This is a genomic window from Ruminococcus hominis (assembly GCF_014287355.1).
Lineage (GTDB): Bacteria > Bacillota > Clostridia > Lachnospirales > Lachnospiraceae > Schaedlerella > Schaedlerella hominis.
The window spans coordinates 962020-982832 of the sequence record NZ_JACOPE010000001.1 but is presented as its reverse complement, the minus strand read 5'-3'; the positions used below and the strand labels follow the sequence as shown (position 1 = coordinate 982832).

At 39.8% G+C, this 20813-nt stretch carries 22 protein-coding genes; 3 read left to right on the top strand and 19 right to left on the bottom strand.

Going from position 1 to position 20813, the window contains the following annotated elements; translation table 11 throughout:
- The first annotated feature begins 66 nt into the window (after nucleotides 1–66).
- Nucleotides 67–1329, top strand: a complete 1263-nt coding sequence (locus tag H8S40_RS04295; protein WP_186864651.1) for a dihydroorotase — start codon at nucleotides 67–69, stop codon at nucleotides 1327–1329.
- A gap of 152 nt (nucleotides 1330–1481) precedes the next feature.
- On the opposite strand, the gene H8S40_RS04290 is transcribed toward H8S40_RS04295, so the two are convergent.
- The 17 genes from H8S40_RS04290 to H8S40_RS04210 all read right to left on the bottom strand — a co-directional run bounded on the left by H8S40_RS04290 (nucleotide 1482) and on the right by H8S40_RS04210 (nucleotide 17461).
- Nucleotides 1482–2345: a YitT family protein gene (locus H8S40_RS04290; RefSeq protein WP_118724328.1), complete on the bottom strand. Its 864-nt coding sequence runs from the start codon at nucleotides 2343–2345 to the stop codon at nucleotides 1482–1484.
- 143 nt (nucleotides 2346–2488) lie between these two features.
- Nucleotides 2489–3325 carry an NAD(+) diphosphatase gene (gene nudC, locus H8S40_RS04285; RefSeq protein ID WP_186864650.1) on the bottom strand — a complete coding sequence of 279 codons (837 nt, stop codon included), beginning with the start codon at nucleotides 3323–3325 and terminating at the stop codon, nucleotides 2489–2491.
- A 114-nt stretch (nucleotides 3326–3439) separates the two neighbouring features.
- Nucleotides 3440–3913, bottom strand: a complete 474-nt coding sequence (locus H8S40_RS04280) for a signal peptidase II (protein WP_186864649.1) — start codon at nucleotides 3911–3913, stop codon at nucleotides 3440–3442.
- A 13-nt stretch (nucleotides 3914–3926) separates the two neighbouring features.
- Nucleotides 3927–4493 carry a zinc ribbon domain-containing protein gene (locus H8S40_RS04275; RefSeq protein WP_186864648.1) on the bottom strand — a complete coding sequence of 189 codons (567 nt, stop codon included), beginning with the start codon at nucleotides 4491–4493 and terminating at the stop codon, nucleotides 3927–3929.
- Nucleotides 4494–5564: 1071 nt separating this feature from the next.
- Nucleotides 5565–6779, bottom strand: a complete 1215-nt coding sequence (locus H8S40_RS04270; RefSeq protein WP_186864647.1) for an LL-diaminopimelate aminotransferase — start codon at nucleotides 6777–6779, stop codon at nucleotides 5565–5567.
- A 14-nt stretch (nucleotides 6780–6793) separates the two neighbouring features.
- A complete protein-coding gene (gene dapF, locus H8S40_RS04265) occupies nucleotides 6794–7630 on the bottom strand; it encodes a diaminopimelate epimerase (protein WP_186864646.1) in 837 nt (278 codons plus the stop codon).
- A gap of 15 nt (nucleotides 7631–7645) precedes the next feature.
- Complete coding sequence (locus H8S40_RS04260) at nucleotides 7646–8194, bottom strand: ANTAR domain-containing response regulator (protein ID WP_117992168.1); 549 nt, start codon at nucleotides 8192–8194, stop codon at nucleotides 7646–7648.
- 62 nt (nucleotides 8195–8256) lie between these two features.
- Nucleotides 8257–9588 carry a type I glutamate--ammonia ligase gene (gene glnA / locus H8S40_RS04255; protein ID WP_186864645.1) on the bottom strand — a complete coding sequence of 444 codons (1332 nt, stop codon included), beginning with the start codon at nucleotides 9586–9588 and terminating at the stop codon, nucleotides 8257–8259.
- 155 nt (nucleotides 9589–9743) lie between these two features.
- Entirely contained in the window at nucleotides 9744–11066 is a 1323-nt protein-coding gene (locus H8S40_RS04250) for a sensor histidine kinase (RefSeq protein ID WP_118724332.1), read from the bottom strand.
- Nucleotides 11056–11739, bottom strand: a complete 684-nt coding sequence (locus tag H8S40_RS04245) for a winged helix-turn-helix domain-containing protein (protein ID WP_117992171.1) — start codon at nucleotides 11737–11739, stop codon at nucleotides 11056–11058. Before H8S40_RS04245 ends, H8S40_RS04250 begins: the two co-directional genes overlap by 11 nt.
- Before the next feature lie 104 nt (nucleotides 11740–11843).
- Nucleotides 11844–12497: a phosphate signaling complex protein PhoU gene (phoU, locus tag H8S40_RS04240; RefSeq protein ID WP_186864644.1), complete on the bottom strand. Its 654-nt coding sequence runs from the start codon at nucleotides 12495–12497 to the stop codon at nucleotides 11844–11846.
- A 3-nt stretch (nucleotides 12498–12500) separates the two neighbouring features.
- On the bottom strand, nucleotides 12501–13250 hold the full coding sequence (gene pstB, locus H8S40_RS04235; RefSeq protein WP_117992180.1) for a phosphate ABC transporter ATP-binding protein PstB: 750 nt from the start codon (nucleotides 13248–13250) through the stop codon (nucleotides 12501–12503).
- 14 nt (nucleotides 13251–13264) lie between these two features.
- Nucleotides 13265–14095 carry a phosphate ABC transporter permease PstA gene (gene pstA / locus H8S40_RS04230; protein WP_118724360.1) on the bottom strand — a complete coding sequence of 277 codons (831 nt, stop codon included), beginning with the start codon at nucleotides 14093–14095 and terminating at the stop codon, nucleotides 13265–13267.
- Between the two features lie 31 nt (nucleotides 14096–14126).
- Nucleotides 14127–15020 carry a phosphate ABC transporter permease subunit PstC gene (pstC, locus tag H8S40_RS04225; protein WP_117992181.1) on the bottom strand — a complete coding sequence of 298 codons (894 nt, stop codon included), beginning with the start codon at nucleotides 15018–15020 and terminating at the stop codon, nucleotides 14127–14129.
- Between the two features lies 1 nt (nucleotide 15021).
- Nucleotides 15022–15945, bottom strand: a complete 924-nt coding sequence (locus H8S40_RS04220; protein WP_186864643.1) for a substrate-binding domain-containing protein — start codon at nucleotides 15943–15945, stop codon at nucleotides 15022–15024.
- 111 nt (nucleotides 15946–16056) lie between these two features.
- Nucleotides 16057–16413 (bottom strand): SpoVA/SpoVAEb family sporulation membrane protein, encoded by a 357-nt coding sequence (locus tag H8S40_RS04215; RefSeq protein ID WP_022074590.1) that lies wholly within the window; start codon nucleotides 16411–16413, stop codon nucleotides 16057–16059.
- Between the two features lie 19 nt (nucleotides 16414–16432).
- Nucleotides 16433–17461, bottom strand: coding sequence for a stage V sporulation protein AD (locus tag H8S40_RS04210; protein WP_366482232.1), 1029 nt, complete (start codon nucleotides 17459–17461; stop codon nucleotides 16433–16435).
- Nucleotides 17462–17642: 181 nt separating this feature from the next.
- On the opposite strand from H8S40_RS04210, the gene spoVAC reads away from it, so the two are divergent.
- Nucleotides 17643–18110 carry a stage V sporulation protein AC gene (spoVAC, locus tag H8S40_RS04205; RefSeq protein WP_186864642.1) on the top strand — a complete coding sequence of 156 codons (468 nt, stop codon included), beginning with the start codon at nucleotides 17643–17645 and terminating at the stop codon, nucleotides 18108–18110.
- Between the two features lie 102 nt (nucleotides 18111–18212).
- Here the strand turns inward: spoVAC and H8S40_RS04200 are convergent, their stop codons facing one another.
- Together H8S40_RS04200 and rhuM are read right to left on the bottom strand one after the other, a co-directional pair.
- Nucleotides 18213–18953, bottom strand: coding sequence for a hypothetical protein (locus H8S40_RS04200; RefSeq protein ID WP_186864641.1), 741 nt, complete (start codon nucleotides 18951–18953; stop codon nucleotides 18213–18215).
- Between the two features lie 14 nt (nucleotides 18954–18967).
- Nucleotides 18968–19543 carry a RhuM family protein gene (gene rhuM / locus H8S40_RS04195; RefSeq protein ID WP_366482231.1) on the bottom strand — a complete coding sequence of 192 codons (576 nt, stop codon included), beginning with the start codon at nucleotides 19541–19543 and terminating at the stop codon, nucleotides 18968–18970.
- A gap of 456 nt (nucleotides 19544–19999) precedes the next feature.
- On the opposite strand from rhuM, the gene H8S40_RS04190 reads away from it, so the two are divergent.
- Complete coding sequence (locus H8S40_RS04190) at nucleotides 20000–20758, top strand: hypothetical protein (protein WP_186864640.1); 759 nt, start codon at nucleotides 20000–20002, stop codon at nucleotides 20756–20758.
- The last annotated feature ends 55 nt before the right edge of the window (nucleotides 20759–20813 follow it).

Here is a 20813-nt window from a genome sequence, read left to right as displayed (position 1 = left end):
GTTACTCACCACCCGAAAGAGGTGGGAGTCTTCTCGACTGAGATAAATTTTAAGGAGGTTTTTCCCATGATTATTAAAAATGGTACAATTATGAACCCTGCCACACAAACAATTATTTCCGGTGACATTCTTATTGAAGATGATAAGATTATTAAAATTGCTAAGTCAATCACTCCATCGGAATCAGAAGAAGTCATTGATGCTTCCGGACTGGTCATTGCGCCTGGTCTGATCGATACGCATATTCATTTCCGCGACCCTGGATTCACTTATAAAGAAGATATCCATACCGGTTCGCTTTCTGCTGCACACGGAGGAGTTACAACTGTCATCTGCATGGCAAATACTTCTCCGACTGTAGATAATGTTCCTGTACTTGAGGACATTTTACAGCGTGCCAAGGCTGAAGATATTCGTATTTATCAGGCTGCTTCTATTTCACATTCTTTAAAGGGTGAAACTCTGACTGATATGAAAGCGTTAAAAGAAGCCGGAGCATGTGGATTTACTGATGATGGTATTCCTTTAAAAAATGCTGCGTTCTGCTATAAAGCTATGGAAGAAGCTGCCTCTTTGAATGTTCCGATAAGCCTTCACGAAGAAGACCCTGCATTTATTACGAACAACGGAATCAATCATGGTGATGTGTCTGAAAAGCTGGGTGTATATGGCTCTCCTTCTATTGCTGAAGAGTCTTTGGTTGCCCGCGATTGTATGCTTGCTCTTCGCTCCGGCGCAGACGTTGTTATCCAGCACATCAGCTCCGGACGTTCCGTTGAACTAATCCGCATGTTCAAGGCGCAAGGTGCAAAACTTCACGCTGAAGCCACACCGCATCATTTCACATTGACCGATGAGGCCTTGTTAGAGCATGGAACGCTTGCAAAAATGAATCCGCCACTTCGTACTGAAGCAGACCGTCTGGCAATCATCGAAGGTTTAAAAGACGGAACGATCGATTTAATCGCAACAGACCATGCACCTCACAGTGCCGAAGAAAAAGCAAAACCATTGACAGAAGCTCCTAGTGGAATCATCGGACTGGAAACATCCCTTTCACTTGGCATTACATCGCTTGTTCGTCCGGGACACTTGACTATGATGGAATTATTAGAGAAAATGACAATCAATCCGGCCAAACTTTATCATCTGCCTTACGGCACGATTGAAGAAGGTGCTGCTGCCGATTTTGTACTTTTCAATCCAGATGAAACATGGATACCGACAGAATACGCATCCAAATCATCCAACAGTCCATTTACCGGAAAAGAATTATACGGAAAAATCAAATATACCATCTGCCGCGGAAAAATTGTTTACCAGGATTAACAGGTAGTGCCGGTTGGGGTGTCGGTTGGGGTTGGAGTGCCAGTTGGGGACGGGGTTTAATGGCTCTTTTTCTTGGGAAAAAGAGCCATTAAACCCCGTCCCCAACTGGCACTCCAACCCCAACCGACACCCCAACCGGCGCCTCTATTCCACTATTGAATTTCTTCTCTGAATCCTTCTCCAAGTACTTCATTTGACTCCATTATAATCACAAATGCTTTCTCATCAGCCTTTCTGGCCATTTCGCGAATCGCATACATTTCCTTATTATTACTTGCACACATTACAATATCCTTTTCAGCACCTGTATAGCTTCCGCATCCCCTTAAAATTGTTGAGCCTCGTCCTACATGTTCGTCTATCATATTTGCTACTTTTTGCCCTTCGTCCGTCACAATCAATGCAATCTTACCTGAATTGATGCCATATGTGATCTTATCAATTACAACGGTCAGAAAATAGGAAATGATCAAACCATAAATCGTGGCGTCTACGTCTTTAAATATTGCTCCGCCTAATAATACAACTGCACAATCGATTGAGAATACAATTTTCCCCAATGAAATATGTGGGTGTTTGGAATGGATTGCCACACACACGAAATCCATTCCCGCTGTTGAAGAATGATTCATAAATATCAGTGCATAGCCTAGCCCTGAAAAAATGCCGGTACATAATGCAGCAAGCATACGGTCACCGGAATAAACCGGAAGTAATGTAACTACATAGTCTGTGATTAAAGATGAAATAATAAGTGAACGTATTGAACGTGCAAAAAACTCTTTTCCTAATGTCTTGAAACATATAATTACAATCGGTATATTTAGTGCAATTGTTCCCCATCCGATTGGAATATTGAACAAACGATATAAAATTAATGCAAGACCTGATACTCCTGCCAATGGGAATTCTGCATTTGCAGCAAAATTGTAAATTCCAAGGCCGATCAAAACGCCTCCCACAATATCTATAAAAATATCATATGAAAATTTTTTTATATTCCAGTTACTTTTCATTGTGTAATCCCTACCTTACATCTATTTTTATTTTTCTATTTCCTCGAAAAAAAGAAGATCATTTGCAAATCATATCAATTATAATCCGCAAACGCTCTTCTTTTTATACTTTTCAGTATTATCAGAATCTCAGGCAATATGAATTATATTTTCCCAAGCTTAAACATCTGTATCATCTCATTTGTTAAGCTTTCATCTGATGTTACCTCCGGTAAATCTTCTCGCTCAAACCATTCTGCCAGCGCAAGCTCATCCTGATCTAATGTAATCTTATCTTCTCCGTCAAGATCGCAATAAAATCCCATCAATAATGTATCCGAAAATGACCACGGCTGGCTTTTATAGTATTGAATATTCTTTACTTTCAAGCCAACTTCTTCCATAACCTCACGCTTCACCGTTTCTTCTATCGTCTCGCCAATCTCTGTGTATCCTGCAAGCAGGGCATACTTTTTGTAAGTTCTTCCTGCATACTTTGAAAGAAGAAGCCGATTCCCGTCTCGTACAGCAATAATCGTTGCCGGACAGATTTTTGGAAATTCCATTAATCCACATTTTTCACAATAAAGCATGCGCTCTTTCTCGTCTTTTTGAGTCGGCGAACCACATCTTCCGCAAAACTTGTGGCTTTGATACCAGGAATACAGCTGATATCCTGTGATTCCGGCAAATGCCAGATACCGCGGCTGTATCGTCCGAAACACTTCCGTATTCTCCATAGTGTAAGCTGATAACCTCTCACGATTGATATCATTTACAAGATAAAAAGGCTTATTATCAATAGAAAATAAATACGTGTAATTCTCGTAAATATCTTCGTTCAATCGTTCTAAATCTGCAAATGTCGGAAATGTCATCCCCTCTTCGCTTTTTTTCATCAGACAAGTTCTCTTTTCATAATAAAGAGCAAAGCTGTCTTTCTTTGGCGGCACCGGCTTATATGCATTGTTATACTGATGTGGTGCGATATCCTGTATCATCTATCTCTTCCTCTGTTTCTGTTAAGTATTCGTCTGCTTCATTATATCTTCTCTTCCTGTAAATCTTCCTATGAAGCAGCATTTTGTTACATCTTCTTGTGAAGCAATATTTTATTATTTCTTCTTATGAAGCAATGAACCAAGAGAAACAATAATTCCTCCTGCAATCAAAAAGAAATCTCCCAGATTCCATGTAATCTTTTCGATTTTTTTATTTTTATTTTCAAATCCGATATAGTCAATCACATATCCGCGAAGCCACCGGTCAAATGTATTACTCCATGCCCCTGCTGTCATAAGTGACAAACCTATCTTCTTCAGCTTGCTTCCTTTTTTACGCATCAGCTGAATCAGCTGTGTGATCGTCAAAATTATCGTAGCAAATGAAGATACATATTTTACCGTATCCGGATCGTTCTGCAATACATTCAATCCAAACCCACGATTATATACTTTTCGTAAGGTTACTTTCCCTTTTAAAGTTTCCCGTTCTTCTTTTCTCGTGATGCCGTTCTCTATACAGGATTTGATAGTGATATCAAGCATAGCCAGCACTGCTGTCACGCTGATTAATACCAAGATTCCCATTCTCCTCTCACCTCTATTCTTCCGGTGATTCTGTCACATTTTCTTCTGCCTGAGCTTCCGGCTCTTCTTTTAATTCATCTGCCTGAACTTGTGGCTTGTCTTCTGGTTCTTCTTTTTCCTGTGTTGCTGTTGGCTCTTCTTTTACTTCATCAACAGACTCTTTGACATCTACAACAATATCTTCTTCATCTACAAAATCTGCATCTGTCGGTACAGATGTTGAAACCTTCTCTCCGCAATATGGACAATATGCCATACCTTTCGCAATACTCTTGCCGCATGCTGCACAATTTGTATCGCCTCTAAGTTCAACAATCTGCTCATTGTATTCTTCAATACTTTCTTTACGATCTTGAATTGCCTCGCACAGCGCCTCTTCTTCTGCTTCTAATTCTTCCCCGTTTAGAAACTTTTCGTATAAGACTCTTCCTAATTCTGCTAAATCATCTTCGTTATTTCTCTCTAATGTACGAATCTGATTTTTCAATCTCTGAACTTCCATTGCTTCATTCGCTTTATTACCTACGAGTTCCGCTGTCTCTCCAAGTCTCTTTGTTAAATCTTCAAAAAATGTCTTCATAATATAAGTCTCCTTTCCCCGCCGGTTAAAATCATAGTTTCATTATAACCTATTATGGGGGAACTTCAATGTTGTTTTGAGAAATTTTATGTTTTTTATGGCTATTTCATTCATGACAGCTCACACGCAGGAAAAAGACTATGCACTCCTGCTCAGCTTCGTCGGGCAAGCCCGACTCCAATTCACTGGATTGCATAGTCTTTTCTTGCTTTGTAGTGTACCGTGATTGAAATAGGTGGAGCGATGAGGGATTTACTTTTCTGGGGTCTGATATATCTATATCATGGGGTTATTTGCTTATGCAGATGTCTTTGTGGCAACCGTTGTATCTGCACTGACTTAATATTCGCTGTTGCAGATGCTTTTTTTTGGATCAATGTATCTACAAGGCTTTGATATTCATTGTTGCAGATGCTCTTTTTTGAATCAATGTATCCGCAACCTGGTTTTCTTTGAGCTTGCAGATACTTTTAATCCTGCCTATCATGTTAAATTGCATCTACATTGTGCCTTTTCTAAAACTTGAGGATGCTTCCTTCGCAAATTTTGCATCTACATCCCACGTTTTCGATAACGTGAGGATGTTCCTCATTGAAATTATGCATCTTCAACCTACACTTTCTAAGCCTTGCAGATACTCTCTATCAAAATTACGCATCTTCAATCCATTAAAATCCACTATCGCAGATATCGCTGCTCACTATTCTTTGAGCCATATTTACTCCATGGGCTCAAGTTGTGAAGTAAATAGCAACAAAGGGTGCCAGTGCCTATCCATTAAAGCTTTGCTTTTTTGTTCATTTGATTTGCGATAACGTACTGAGAAAAAATATTGGATATGAATTTCAGTGAATACGAAGGAAGCGATTGGAAACACAAAAGGTCAGAATTTTACGTTAGAGCTTGGAAACTTGCTGTTTGAGGGCGTAGCCCGAGTTGCTTGTTTCTAAGCTCTGTTTTTAGTAATAATTCTGACCTTTATGTATTTCCCGCTGACGGAGTCTGAACAGAAATTCATATCCAATATTTTTCTCAGGGACGCTTATCCAACCTAATGACCCAAAAAGCAACCTACATCTTCTTAATCCGCTCAATCGCAGCCACTGTATTTTCATAGCTTCCAAATGCGGTCAGTCTGAAGTAGCCTTCCCCGCTTGGTCCGAAGCCTGAACCCGGAGTTCCGACTACATTTGCATTTTCAAGAAGATAATCAAAGAATTCCCAGGAAGTCATATTGTCCGGTGTTTTCAGCCAGATATATGGAGCATTTACACCGCCTGATACAGTATATCCTGCATCTTTTAATCCCTGTGAAATTACTTTTGCATTGTTCATATAATATGCGATCTGTGCTTTGAGCTGCGCCTTTCCTTCTTCAGAATATACAGCTTCACCGGCTCTCTGCACAATGTATGGAGCACCGTTATATTTTGTCCCATGACGTCTTGCCCACAGTGAATGTAATGTCACATCGCCGCATTTTACATCTTTTGGAATAATAGTTGCACCGAGACGTACTCCTGTAAATCCGGCATTTTTTGAAAAGCTTCGAAGCTCGATCGCACATGTTCTTGCGCCTTCGCATTCGTAGATTGTATGTGGCACGTCATCTTCTGAAATGTATGCTTCATAAGCTGCATCATAGATGATAACTGCACCTACTTTATTTGCATAGTCAACCCATTCCTGCAGCTGTGCTTTTGTGATTGTAGAGCCTGTCGGATTATTTGGGAAACAAAGATAAATGATATCCGGTGTTTCTTTTGGAAGCTCTGGTGCAAAGTTTGTCGCTTTAGTACATGGCATATAAATTACATCACTCCATGTTTCCTTTGTTGGATCATAGACTCCTGTTCTTCCTGCCATAACATTTGTATCCACATATACAGGATATACCGGGTCACACACTGCGATTTTATTGTCGATGCTAAAGATTTCCTGAATGTTTCCGGAATCACATTTTGCTCCGTCAGAAATAAATACTTCGTCAGCTGCGATATCGCATCCGCGAGCCTGATAATCATTTTTTGCCATCGCACTTCTTAAAAATTCGTATCCGAGGTCTGGTGCATATCCGTGAAATGTCTCTGCATGTGCCATTTCATCTACTGCTTTATGAAGGGAATCGATGATTGCCGGTACAAGTGGCTGTGTAACATCACCAATTCCAAGTCGGATGATTGATTTATCTGGATTTGCCTCGCTAAATGCAGCAACTTTTTTTCCTATTGTTGAAAACAGATAACTTCCTGGTAATTTTAAATAATTTTCATTTACTTTAAACATTATTGGGTTCCTCCCTATTTTTCTTTCCACACTCCGTCAAATGAGACTTCTGCAGGGCCGGTCATGTAGACAGTATTTTTTTCGCGGTCCCATTCAATTTGAAGGTCCCCGCCTAACAATTTTACTGTCACAGTATTTTCTGTCAGTCCATTTAAGATGCAGGCAACTGTAACTGCACAGGCACCTGTTCCGCATGCCAGTGTTTCTCCCGAGCCTCTTTCCCATACTCTCATTTGAGCTGTATGACGGTCTATTACATTTACAAATTCTGTATTTATTCGATTTGGAAATCTTTCATGATTTTCAAATAATGGTCCTATCTTTTCTATTTCCAGATTTTTTATATCATCCATAAATACCACATCATGAGGATTTCCCATAGATACTCCTGTCATATGGTATTCTTTCCCTCCAACCATGATTGGTTCGTCGATCACAGTCTCGCCTTTTGCAACGATTGGAATTAATTCCGGTTTTAAAATCGGCGTTCCCATATCGACTTTTACAAGTGTAACTTTTCCATGTTCTACTGTCAGGTCAAGGTATTTTATTCCGCCAAGCGTCTCTACTGAAATGCTTGTTTTATCTGTCAGACCATAGTCGTAAACATATTTTGCTACACAACGGATTCCATTTCCGCACATTTCCCCACGCGAACCGTCTGCGTTGTACATTTCCATTTCAAAATCAGCTACTTCGGATGGTTTGATCAAAATCAGTCCGTCTGAGCCGATTCCGAAATGACGGTCGCTTACTTTGACCGCCATCTCAGATGGGTTTTCTATTTTTTCTTTAAAGCAATTTACATAGACATAATCATTGCCTAATCCTTGCATTTTTGTAAATTCCATAACCAGTTACCTCTCTTATTCATCCATAATTGTTAAAACCATCTGCGCGGTTTCCAACATATTGGTCCCGCTATCCATACTGCTTTTTTGTAAATATCGATGTGCCTCTTCTTCTGTCATATTATTTCGTTCCATCAAAAGAGACTTTGCCTTCGCAATTAATGCTTTTTCTTCCGGACTGCGCTGTTTTGCAGCTTCATGACGTTTTTTCCTTCGCCTCCTCATATTTTGCAGCATCATTTCCACCGTATTTATTAAATCATGTACTTTTATCGGCATTGATAATCCGATAACACCCTGTACACTCCCATCACTCCATTTATCGGGAGATGTCACCAACAATATTTCAAATTCTTTCGGAAGATACTCTCGGATATCTGTGTACATCATATCCTGCATACGGTATCCGCAGATTATGATTCCCTCATCCAATGTATCTGCCATATGAAGTACCTGCGCCCCAGTCGTGCATACTCCATATACATCTATTCCACCACGCACAAGGATATTTCGAATATTAATTGCAATTTCTTTTTTAGGAAATGCTACAATAATTTCGTTCATATTCTACACCTCCTGCATCCCATACTGTAAACAGTACTACTTTGTTACCTTTGAAAGCGGGATCAGATTTTGTGTAGATAATTTGCAATTTCCCAATCTGTAACTTGCATGCAATATTCATGATATGCTTTTTTATGCGAATCGATCATCTTTGTTGATAATTCTCTTCCAAGCACATCTTTGATAAATGAATCCTGTTCCAGTTCATTTATAGCTTCCGGAAGGCTCTGTGGCAGCATATCAATGTGCAGTGAAGCGCGCTGCTCATCTGTCATTTTCTGTGCGTTCAAATCTATGCTTCCTATCGGCTTGATGCTATTTTTAATTCCATCCAGACCTGCTGCCAGAAGCACTGCCAGTGCCAGATAAGGATTTGCCGAAGGGTCCGGACTCCTAAGCTCCAGTCTCGTATGTTCTCCTCGCATAGCCGGAATCCGGATAAGCGGTGAACGTGATTTGCCTGACCAGGTAATATAGACCGGTGCTTCATACCCAGGCACAAAACGTTTGTAAGAATTAACCGTCGGATTGGTGATGCATGTGATTGCCTTGATATGTTCCAGAATTCCACCCATAAACTGATATCCTTCCTGACTCATACCATTTTTATCTGTATCATCCCTGAAAATGTTTTTGCCATCTTTCCAGAGTGACAGATTCATATGCATTCCTGAACCGGCTGTCTCGATTTTTGGTTTTGGCATAAATGTCGCATGCAGGCCATGTCTCTTTGCAATGGTTTTTACTACCATACGAAATGTTACGATATTGTCTGCCGTTGAAAGTGCATCATCATAATGAAAATCAATTTCATGCTGTGCCGGAGCCAGCTCATGATGTGATGTTTCTACGTTAAATCCCATATCTTCTAATGTCAAAACCATGTCTCGTCTTGCATTTTCTCCAAGGTCCAGAGGTCCTACATCAAATGAGCTTCCCTGCTCATGTGTGATCGTTGTCGGAATTCCATCCTCGTCTGTGTGGAAAAGGAAAAATTCGCACTCCGGACTTGCTTTCAGCGTATACCCCATTTCTTCGGCTTCTTTTACAACTTTTTTCAATATATAACGCGGATCCAGTTCAAATGGTCTTCCATCCGGATAATGCACATCACAGATCATACGTGCAACTTTTCCTTGTTGTGGTCTCCATGGGAAAATCTCAAATGTATTCAGATCCGGATATAAATACATATCTGATTCACCGAGTTCTGCAAATCCTTCTACCGATGAACCATCAAATACGCATCTGTTATCCAATGCTTTTTCTAACTGACTGACAGTGACTGCCATGTTTTTTATCGTTCCATAAATGTCTGTAAATTGCAGACGGATAAATCCTACATCTTCTTCCTCTACCATTTTCAGAATATCTTCACGTGTATAGTTGTGCATTATCGAACCCTCCAAACATACTTCAATATTAGAAATGAAACGGACAAGTCCGCTTCAAATTTCCTATAAAGTGAAAAATGGGCGTTCTCTACCTTTAGAAAACGCCCTTGTTCTTCGTTATTATAACTTTGATATGGTAAATTGTCAAATTGATTTTATTTATTCTTAGAAAACACTATGGAAATCCGTGTTCCTTCCCCGACTGTACTATCTACGGATACCTTTGCCTGATGAAGCAATGCTCCATGTTTTACAATAGAAAGCCCCAGTCCTGTTCCTCCGATTTCTTTGGAATGGCTTTTGTCAACCCTGTAGAATCTTTCGAAAACTCTCTCCAGATGTTCCTCTGGTATTCCGATTCCTGTATCCGTTACGCTTACCTTTGGACCTTCCAGTGTATTACCAACCCAAATGCTCACGCTTCCTCCGGGACGATTGTATTTTATTGCATTCTCGCAAATGTTATAAATCATCTCATCTAATATCTGACGGATACCTGTATAAGTCACTGACTCTCCTTCCAAAATCATCCTGACATGCTTTGCAGATGACTGCATAGAAAGGCGGCTTACGATTTCCCTCGTCATATCATACAGATTGACTTCTTCTTTCTCTAACTCTACGGATTCTTCATCAAGTTTTGACAGTTTGATGATATCTTCTACAAGGGTGATAAGCCTTCTTGCTTCTTTGTAAATGCGCTCGGAAAAGTTTTGGATATCTTCCGGTTTTACAAGTCCATTTTTCATAATTTCTGCATAACCGGATATTGAAGTCAGCGGTGTCTTTAGCTCATGGGAAACATTTGCCGAGAATTCTTTTCTCATATTTGCCACTGCATCTTTTTCTTTGTTCTGTTTATCGATTGCCTCTAGAAGCGGATCCAGCTCCTCATAAATTTCATTATCCAGAGGATGCTCTATATCCAGTTCGTTGATCGGACGAATGAGTCTTGCTGTCTGCCATCTGCCGAGTATATATACAAATGCAAGCACGATTGCCGCGATCACTGCCATCACAGGAAATATCTGAATTGCCGTGCTTATCAGACTATCCATATTTCTTGCCACACGAAGGACTGTGCCATCGTCTAAAAGGACTGCATAATAATAGAGTTCTTTTCCAACGGTATCGGACATACGGATATCCTCACCGACTCCATTTTTCAATGCTTCACGTACTTCCACTCGGTCTTTGTGATTATCAAGTGTACTTTCATCACCCCTGGAATCGTAAAGCACCTTTCCGTCTTGTGCGATCCTTGTGATGCGGGTCCTTGCATCTACTTCATCGAGTTCTTCCAGATATTGTGTCCCGGTAATCTCTATTGCTTTTTCAATATACTTCGCTTCCTGGCACACATCTGTTTCCAAAATCCCCAGACTTTGATTATATACAAAAAAGGAAACAAATCCATATGAAATAATAATGGTTATTGCCAAGATAAAAATCATACTTTTTTGAATCTTATCTCTCATTCGTTTCTCCAATGCGATATCCCACTCCTCGAATTGTTTCTATCATCGATCCGTACTCTCCAAGCTTCTGTCTGAGTGTTCGAATATGTACGTCTACCGTTCTTGTCTCGCCATCAAAATCATACCCCCAGATATCTGTGAGAAGCTGGTCTCTGGTCAGCACGATATTTTGATTCTTCATCAATTTCTCTAACAGCTCAAATTCTTTTAGTGTAAGAACAATTGTCTTACCGTCTGCTGTAACTTCATGTTTTTTTAGATCTATCTTCACTCCATTTATCTCAAGTTCAGAAGTATCTGTCTTTATTCTTCCAGTACGTCGCAGGACAGCTTTGATCCTTGAGACAAGCTCCATCATGCCGAATGGTTTTGTCACATAATCGTCTGCTCCGGAATCAAGTCCTATTACCTTATCGTATTCTGTTCCCTTCGCAGTCACCATAATGACCGGAATATCTTTTGTTTTTGACGAACTTTTCAGTCTACGCAGAATCTGCATTCCGTCTTCTCCCGGAAGCATGATATCCAGCAAAACGAGCTCTGGTGTATCAAACGCCAGAGCCTCCAAAAAGGATCTGCCCTCTGCAAACCCTTTTGCTTCCAATCCTGTTGATTCCAATGTATAGACTACCAGTTCGCGAATGTTATCATCATCTTCTACGCAATAAATCATCGCAAGCTCCCTTTCTTTTTTTGATTGTTGAGGGGTGCTGGTGGGGGGGTGCCGGCACCCCGTCCCCAACCGGCACCCCGGCACCAACCGCAACCCCCGTCCCTCTAAACAACTTCGCTTCTATGGCTTCCTGTAATAGAAAATTCAACCCACTCTGCAATATTGGTTGCATGGTCTCCAATTCGCTCCAAATATTTAGCGATCATGATCAAGTCAAAAATCTCTTTACCTTTGTTTCCTTGTTCTTCTTTGATGAATGCTATCAGCTCTTCGCGGATCTCATCAAAATACTGGTCTACAGTATCATCTTCAAGCATTACTTTTCTTGCAAGCTCAAGGTCCTTCTCAACATAAGCTGTCACGCTGTCACGCACCATCTTACTTGCTGCTACAGACATCTCGTTTAACTTCTTCAGCTGCGTTGGGGTATTTCTTCTTGTTGAGATTACGATCTCTGCGATATCAGAAGTCTGGTCTCCGATTCTCTCCATATCTGTGATCATCTTAAGCGCTGCTGAAATCCTACGCAGATCTCTTGCTACCGGCTGCTGCTGAAGTAATAATTTCATACACAGACCTTCAATCTCTTTTTCCAGCTGATCAATCTCTTCATCAGCTTCGATCACTGCCTGTGCCTGCTCCAAATCTCCTTCTGTCAATGCATTTGTTGCGTTGGCGATAGCAACCTCACAAAGCTCACCCATGTGAGTAAGTTCTTCTTCCAATAATTGTAACTGTCTGTCAAATCGATTACGCATAAATCAACCAAACCTCCCTGTAATATAATCTTCTGTTCTCTTATCTGACGGAATAGAGAATAATTTTTCTGTCTCATTGTATTCTACAACTTCTCCAAGAAGGAAAAATGCAGTGTTATCCGATATACGTACTGCCTGTTGCATATTATGCGTTACCATAACGATAGTATAATCTTTTTTCAATTCCAGTGCAAGGTCTTCAATCTTAGATGTAGAAATCGGGTCCAGTGCCGAAGTCGGTTCGTCCATCAGAAGGACTTCCGGCTCTACTGCCAGTGCTCTGGCAATGCACAATCTCTGCTGCTGTCCACCGGACATACCAAGTGCACTTTTCTTTAATCTGTCTTTACATTCATCCCAGATTGCCGCATTTCTCAATGATTTTTCCACAATATCATCAAGCTTTGCTTTTGAACGGATTCCATGAGTACGAGGGCCATACGCAATATTGTCGTAAATGCTCATTGGAAATGGATTTGGCTTCTGAAATACCATACCGACACGGCGTCTTAAAAGATTGACATCCATTCCTTTAAATACGCTCTTTCCATCTAAGAGGATATCTCCTTCAATTCTGCATCCTTCCACAAGATCATTCATTCTGTTGATGGATTTGAGCAATGTAGACTTACCGCATCCACTTGGTCCGATAAATGCGGTGATTTTATTTTCTTCGATTTCCATATTGATATTCTTAAGTGCTTTAAAATCACCGTAATATAGATCAATATTCTGAATACTTAATTTTGACATTGTTCTTTCCTTTCTTATGCTTTCGCAAGACGTTTTGCGATCACTCCTGATAATGTATTGATACCGACTACCAGTATCAGCAAGATTACTGCTGTCGCGTATGCCTGGTTCATATACAGACCTTCACTTGACAGGTTATACATATGTACAGCCAGTGTACGTCCTGAACCAAAGATACTATTCGGCACCTTTGCCACTGTTCCGGCAGTATACATAAGTGCTGCTGTCTCACCTACAATACGGCCGATTGCCAGAATCACACCTGCCAGTATTCCCGGAACGGCTGACGGAAGTACGATACAAAACACGGTACGAAGTTTTCCTGCACCTAAACCAAAGCTTCCTTCGCGAAATGAGTCCGGTACCGATTTTAACGACTCCTCTGTCTGACGCATGATCAATGGAAGAATCATAATTGCTAATGTAAATGCTCCTGCGAGCAACGAGAAGCCCCAGCCTAATGTATTTACAAAAAATAACATTCCGAACAGTCCGTAAACGATAGATGGAATACCTGATAATGTCTCTGTCGTCAGTCGGATTATGTCCATAAATTTATTTCCACGTTTTGCATATTCAACCAAGAATACTGCTGCAAAAATCCCAAATGGCACTGCGATCAGTAATGAAAGAAAAGTCATAATGATTGTATTGATAAGTGCCGGCATCAAAGATGCATTTTCCGATGTGTAGTGCAGTGAAAACAGTGACGGTTTAATATAAGGGACACCATGAACCAAAATATATGCAATCAGGAAAATCAATACCGTAAATGTGATAATTGCTGAGAGCATAACAAGAAGCATCAGAATCATAGACCCCGGATGTGCCAGATACATCTTCATCTTATCCGTAAATGTTGTATTATTAGCTTCTTTACTCACGATCTTTCCCCCTATTCAACAATGCTACACTAAAGTTAATGATCAAAATAAATACGAAAAGTACAACGCCTGTTGCGATCAATGCCTCTCGGTGAAGATCTGTGGCATATCCCATTTCGATTACAATGTTTGCTGTCAAGGTTCGCACTCCCTTGAGAATCCCTTCCGGCATTCTAGCCTGATTTCCTGCTACCATAATCACAGCCATTGTCTCACCGATTGCACGTCCAATACCAAGAACAATTCCTGCGATGACACCGGATTTAGCAGCCGGGATCATAACTCTGAAAATGCTTCTTTCTTTTGTTGCTCCCAAAGCAAGCGAACCTTCATAATACTGTGACGGTACTGCTCTGATCGCAGCTTCTGTTGTTCCGATGATCGTCGGAAGGATCATCATGCCAAGAAGGATTGACGCAGTCAATATACTGCTTCCATTTCCGGATGAGTGAACCACTCCTGCACCTTTCAGTGTTCTTCCGAAATCTCTAATCAACGGAACCAATACTACCATTCCGAAAAATCCATATACAACGGAAGGGATTCCTGCCAGAAGCTCTGTTGCCATTTTCAATGGTCTGTAAATTTGTTTCGGACAATATTTTGCCATAAATACGGATGTCAGAATTCCAATCGGAACACCGATAATGATCGCACCTGCAGTCACATAAATACTTCCGATAATCATTGGGAAGATTCCAAATATTTCATTTTTCGGTTTCCACATTGTTCCGCTTATGAATTTACCAAATCCGATTTCCTTCATTGCAGGGATTCCATTTGCGAAAAGAAAGATACAAATGAGTGCTACCGCCAGCACCGAAGCACAAGCGGCAACAAAGAACACTCCCTGCATGAATTTCTCAATCCATGCTTTTGATTTCATATTATTCTGCGACCTCATCCCATGTTGTGTATGAACCTGTGTAGATTTCTTTTACCTGCTCACTTGACAGTTCATCTGCTGGGTTATTGTTGTTTACGATTACTGCAATACCATCTGTTGCTATTACTGTTGCTTTCAATCCTTCTGATACCTCTGAATCTTTCAGTTCTCGAGATGCCATACCGATATCATAGCTTCCCTCGATCGTAGATGTCATACCTGTTGTAGAATCTGATGTCTGAAGTTCGATTTCTGCATTTGGATTTACTTTTTTATAAGCCTCGATCAGTTTTTCCATTACCGGTGATACAGATGAAGAACCACCTACTACACATTTTCCCGAAGGAGCTGTTTTGGCGTAATCTGCTGCATCATCGTTTGAAATGTAACCGTTGTCTGAGATTACCTGCTGTCCGTCTTTGCTCAGGATATAGTCAATGAAATCTTTTGCAACTTCATTTGTCGGGTCACCTTTTGTTGCGATGTTAAATGGTCTTGATACTTTGTAGCTGCCATCTTTGATGTTTTCTTCTGTTGCTTCTGCTCCATCGATTTTCAATGCCTTTACACTGTCATCCAAAGAACCAAGGGATACATATCCAATAGCGTAATCATCTTTTGCAACTGTTGTTAACATAACGGATGTATTGTTTGTAATCTGTGCGTCTTCAGTTGTCATATCAACTTTCTGATCACCCTGTTTTTCTTCAATTCCAAATAACTCGATAAATGCTCCTCTTGTACCTGAACCATCTTCTCTTGATACGATTGAAATATCATTTGAGCTGTCCCAGTCACTTGCCTGATCCTGTGATGCCGCATCAGAATCTGTATTTGCTGCAGCCGAACTGCTTCCGCATCCTGCCATCATAACTCCTGTCATTCCTACTACTGCTAATACTGCAACTAATTTTTTCATTTTCATTTTTACAAATATCTCCTTGTTTTTTAAGCTATATTTTGTTTACAGGTTGTATAATACGGGGGTCTTGTAAAATGTAAAAATGGATGTTTGTTAAATCTGTGTAAAAATGTTTTACTTTTTCATCTTAGGCTCAAAAATCCAGGATGCAATGTAGCCAAATATCAGCGCCGCCGCTGTACCTGCCGCCCCTGCGGTAAATCCTCCCTGGAAACATCCAAGCAGTCCGTTTTTTTCAACAGCTTCTTTTACGCCCTGCCACAATGTATTTCCAAATCCAAGCAGCGGAACGCTTGCCCCGGCCCCGGCAAATGTTTGGAATGGTTCGTATAAATTACAAAATCCAAGTACTGCACCACTGCAGACTAAAAGTACCATAATCCTTCCCGGCATCATTTTCGTGCGGTCCATCAATATTTGAACCAATGCGCAGATTGCGCCTCCTACCCAAAATGCGTTAATATAGTCCATATCTTTTCTCCTCGCTTTTTTAATTACAATGCTCCAATACAATTCCATGTGCAATTCCCGGCACACTTGCGCCTTCATTAAAACTGACTGTCGACATCAATGCTCCTGTCGGTACGAATAGGATTCGTTTCCATTCTCCTTTTTCTATCTTTGGTAAAATATAGGACGCAAGCGTGACTGCCGCACATCCGCACCCGCTTCCTCCTGCATGTGTATCCTGCTCCTTTGCATCAAATATAAGCATCCCACAGTCCAAATGTTTTTCCTGCAAATCTACACCTTTTTTATAAATCATATCTAACAATAGCTTTTGTCCCACAGCTCCTAAATCTCCTGTAATGATCCGGTCGTAATCTTCTGCCTGCCGATCAAAATCCTTTAGATTCATTAAGATTGTATCCATGGCTGCCGGAGCCATACACGCTCCCATATTCTGTGAATCTTTCAATCCATAATCTACAATTTTTCCAATCGTCACGCCACTAATCCGCACGTGACTTATGGATGCATCTTTGGCAACAATAAAAGCGCCGCTCCCTGTCACAGTCCAATGTGCAGACAATGGTCTTTGACTTGCATACCCAAGCGGAAAACGAAATTCTTTTTCTGCACTGCCAAAATGACTCGAGGTTACAGCCAGCATAGCCTCTCCGTATCCTGCCGCCACTGCCATTGAGCTAAGCGCCAGTGCTTCCCCCGATGTAGAACATGCTCCATACAATCCAAATGTAGGAATCTGCAGACTTTCCGTTCCCATCGAAGTGGCAATCCCCTGCCTTAGCAAATCTCCGCCATACAAATATCGTATCTGCGATACATTCATATTTACCTTTTGCAAAGCAAGTATACAAGCCTTCCGCTGCATATTACTCTCCGCTTCTTCCCATGTTTTTCCTCCAAACAAATCATCTTCCGCATGAAAATCAAAGCGTTTTCCAAGTGGTCCTGCAAATTCTTTTGAGCCGACTACAGATGCCGCACTTATAATATAAGGTGCTTTCCGAAAACGGATGCTCTGTTTTCCACAAATCAACATTTCTTTCTCCAAATTGTCACCCTCGTTTCCTGAAGTTATTCACTTCATTTTGTTTTTTTTGGTTATTTATTCTCTTTCTTTGCCTTAGTTTTCCTCTCTTCTGCAAAATATATTCGTGCATAGAATTGTTTGGATTTGTAAATGCTATTGGTAAGAATATCATTAGAAATTTAGTAGAAAGAAGGACTTCTTTATGACTCCATTAGAAAAACAGATAAAAGAAAAGCAATATCAGGATTATGTAAAACAACATACCCCCGTCCATAATGTCTGGACAAATATGCTCAAAGCTTTTTTAACCGGTGGAAGCATCTGCACCATCGGACAGCTGATTTCAAACTATTGTAAGACTCTGGGCTTATCTGAAAAAGATTGTGGTGCCTGGACTGCTATAGTTCTTGTTCTGTTCAGTGTTATCCTAACCGGACTGAACGTGTATTCCAAGATTGCAAATTGGGGTGGTGCCGGGGCACTCGTCCCAATAACCGGATTTGCCAATTCTGTTGCCGCCCCGGCAATTGAATATAAGAAAGAAGGCCAGGTTTTTGGAATCGGGGCGAAGATTTTTACAATTGCCGGACCTGTACTGCTGTATGGCGTAGTTACAAGTTGGGCGCTGGGGGTGGTTTACTGGGTTATCTATTGGGTTGTAGCGGCTTAAGGTGAACTTGACGAAACACTAAAAAACAAGAACTGACTATGCTCTCCTGCTCAGCTTCGTCGGGCAAGCCCGACTCCAATTCGCTGGATTGCATAGTCAGTTCTAGTTTTTAGTGGATTCATCAATATTTGAAACAGTAATCGTTGTGATTGATTTTACTGATTCATTTGATTCATTTGATTCAATGAATTGTTTATGCGCTTCATCTTCTGTGATATTTTCATTTTCCATTTTTTGCAAAATCTGATAATCCTGCTGATATTCACTATCATCAATGATTATTTTAACTACTTTTTTATTTTTCATATCTAAGTAGTAATTTACATTGATTGTAGAATACATTTTCGCATCATCATCATTGAGAAATACTGGATATTCATAGGAAGTTCTATATACTTCCAACTCGTTCCCTTTTTCCTTCTTACTTCCTGCATGCTTGAATTTAAGATCCTCTTTCACATATTGGAAATTCAACTTATTCATTATTTGTTTTTTCGTCCAAGTATATTTTCCGGGCTCCAATTCAAGTTGTGTATCACCATAAATTTTATTATCCTCTTCATAGGTATAAACTGTTTTTATAATGGAACTTCCGGACACATATTCTTCAATTCCCTGATAAGGTTCATAAATAATTTTTCCTTTGTAGACTACATCTTCACCACTATAACTGTAATTGGACGAAGAAACCTTTGTATATTCATAATTGCTTTGGAAAAAATTATTTATAACCTCTAATGCTGCTTTCTTTTCTAAAATAGTTTTTCCACCAATCAGAGTAATTACCAGTATAAAAATACAAACAGCACCTATGATACATTTTATAAATCGCTTATTGAACATCAACACCCCCTACTTTAAATTTTCTTTTCCAATCCTTTTACTATCTTATCAAAATCAGATTCTATCGGCTGTGTCTTGTTAAAAATATCATATTCCCGATATGCTTTCTCAACTGCCTGCTTATGGGAAATACTCCCATTATCTTTCAAGATATCGTATCTGCGGAACGCAAGGAACTCGTTCACGCTTTTTGAAAATTCTTCCATAGTAAAGACGTTTTCACGTTCAATCAAATCCTCTATGTAATCAAAATATCCTGTAACGGCACGTTCCAACTGACGAATCTGTTTTTCGTCCAAATAGTTTTTGGCAATCGGTGTATCAGATTTGAGAATACGACCATCCGGAGCATTTTTCCATGTAGTCAGGCCCATATTTTCCTTGGTATGGTCAGCCTGATTATACACAATTTCTGCCGCTGTTTTACCGGTAATGGCATAATGAAATTTGTTCTGTATGGTTGCATAAAAATAATATGCAGTATCAGAATCTCTATTGTAATCAATGCTGCACTCTGCAAAGATATCTGTTATCTGTTGCCATATTCTGCGTTTTATCCTGCATTGCTCCGTGCTGAGTGGTTGTTGCAATTTTTACAACAACCACTTACTCATCCAGCTCTCCGGTTTCAAAAATCTTTGCTAAATGGCGACTGATGCCCGACTTGTCAATACCAAACAATTCAGCCATATCGTTTCATCCTTTATTAAGACACTGACTGTTACGTTATCATCTTCGGTTCTGTACAGCACCATTTCCATTTGCTTTATAATATCTGTATTCATAATCAGCCTTCTTTCTTATAACAGGTGAATTAGTTAGTGTTGTCTTTATCCTTAGCCAGGCTCTTATACACATTATACTGGTTTTTACATTTATCGCTGCAAAAAAGCCTTCAATTTTTTCACTATTTATTTTACCACGCACAATTCTTATATTCCACTTATGTTTTCTAAAGTTTTTATACGTGTTCTTTTGTGCTGTTTGTTGTATAATTGAAGTTATAAACATATAATTGATTTATTCCGTTGGAAGGGAAGTGGCTTATGAAGAAAAAAAGAATTATTATAACTATCGCTATAATTATAATTAGCATAATCCTTCTTTACTTTGTTAAGGTGCAAGTACAAAACAGTGCCGCCAAAGAAATAATTAATAATCTTGCAAGCGAAAACTACATGTATACCAAAACTGTTTCATCCGAATTTAACAATGAAAAAGCTGAATTAATTTGGGAAGGAACAATCACCGCTGAACCATACGTTGGAATAGAGACATGTGTTTCCAATGGATCTGCATTAAGTAAAATCTATTCTTATGAAGAGAATGGAGCAATATATCAACGTATGCAAATTCAATCCGGCCAAACCGGCAACGGACAATATTTATGGACTCCCAAAAGCAACGGTGTAAAATTAAATCAGATGTATACTGCTCCTGATTTAAATTATAAATATGAAGGAAAAGAAAAGTTAAATGGAAAAAACGTTGCATTATATACATCTTCTTATAATACACAAGTCAGCTATGAATCCAATACAAATTCTGAAAATAAAGCAACTTTAGATACGATTGTATATCTGAAATTTTATTTAGACATGCAATCTAAAGAAGTAGTCAAAATTCAATGGGATGAAAGTAAATATGATACAGACCAACAAGTATTACAAAAAATGTGCGAAGAGAATTTATCGGAGACCGATGCCAGAAAAGAAGTAAACGAATCTGGTGCGTACAAAGTAATCACAACTATTACTATAACCGAACGCGGAAAAAAGATCTCAATTACTAAACCGGACATATAAATATCTCATTCGTTGCTGGTCACAGGTACTGTGACCAGCAACTCTCATTCTCAAC